Below are 1,325 nucleotides of genomic sequence, written 5' to 3'. Positions count from 1 at the left end.
AACCACATGGACTTGCTGTGTTGTGGGGTTGCGCTAAGAGCGCGCGGACGTTTGTCGAAAGGGTTTTGGCGTGCGTATTGCGATGATCGGCACGGGCTATGTGGGCCTTGTTTCGGGGGCGTGTTTTTCCGATTTCGGGCACGATGTGGTGTGCGTGGATAAGGACGCGCGCAAGATCGAGCTGCTCCATCAAAATGTGATGCCGATCTTTGAGCCGGGCCTGGCCGAGCTGGTGGCGTCGAACGTACAGGCGGGGCGCCTGTCCTTCACGACCGATCTCGCTGAAGGTGTGAAGGGCGCGGACGCGGTGTTCATCGCGGTCGGCACGCCGAGCCGCCGCGGCGACGGCCATGCCGATCTGTCCTATGTCTTCGCCGCTGCCGAGGAGATTGTCGCTGCGCTGGAAGGGCCTGCGGTGATCGTCACCAAATCAACCGTGCCCGTGGGCACCGGCGACGAGGTCGAGCGGATCGTCGAGCGGATCGCGCCGGGCAAGGGCATCAAGGTCGTCTCGAACCCCGAATTCCTGCGCGAAGGCGCTGCGATCGAGGATTTCAAGCACCCCGACCGCGTCGTCGTGGGCAGCGAGGACGAAGCCGCGAGCGAAGTGATGCGCGGCATCTATCGCCCGTTGTCGCTCAACCAGTCGGCGCCGGTGATGTTCACCGGCCGCCGCACTGCCGAACTGATCAAATACGCCGCCAACGCGTTCCTTGCGGTCAAGATCACCTTCATCAACGAAATCGCGGACCTGTGCGAGCAGGTCGGCGCGGACGTGCAGGAGGTGTCGCGCGGTATCGGCATGGACAACCGCATCGGACGGAAATTCCTGAACGCGGGTCCCGGCTATGGCGGCTCGTGCTTCCCCAAGGACACCCTGGCGCTGCTCAAGACCGCCGACGACAACGAAACGCCGTTGCGGATCGTCGAGGCGACGGTGCAGGTCAACGACCAGCGCAAGCGCGCCATGGGCCGCAAGGTCATCAAGGCGATGGGCGGCGACGTGCGCGGCAAGACCGTCGCGATCCTGGGCCTGACCTTCAAGCCCAACACCGACGACATGCGCGACGCGCCATCGATCGCGATCATCCAGACGCTGCAGGATGCTGGCGCGACCGTGAAGGCGTTCGACCCCGAGGGCGTCGAACAGGCCAGGCTGGTGATCAAGAATGTCGAGTTCGCCGCCAGCCCCTATGCCGCCGCCGAAGGCGCCGACGCGCTGGTGATCGTCACCGAATGGGACGCGTTCCGCGCGCTCGACCTCAATCGGATCAAGTCGCTCCTCAACACACCGCTGCTCATCGACCTGCGCAACATCTATCCCG

Annotated in this window: 1 protein-coding gene; it reads left to right on the top strand. The window is 64.4% G+C overall.

Annotated elements, in window-relative coordinates; genetic code table 11:
- Positions 1–70: 70 nt before the first annotated feature.
- Positions 71–1,325: UDP-glucose dehydrogenase family protein (locus AC07NK_RS20175; RefSeq protein ID WP_495172420.1), on the top strand; the 1,255-nt coding region annotated here is incomplete at its 3' end.

This window comes from Sphingomonas sp. GW821-FHT09B04, from assembly GCF_059418285.1.
This window is presented reverse-complemented; position numbering and strand designations above follow the sequence as displayed.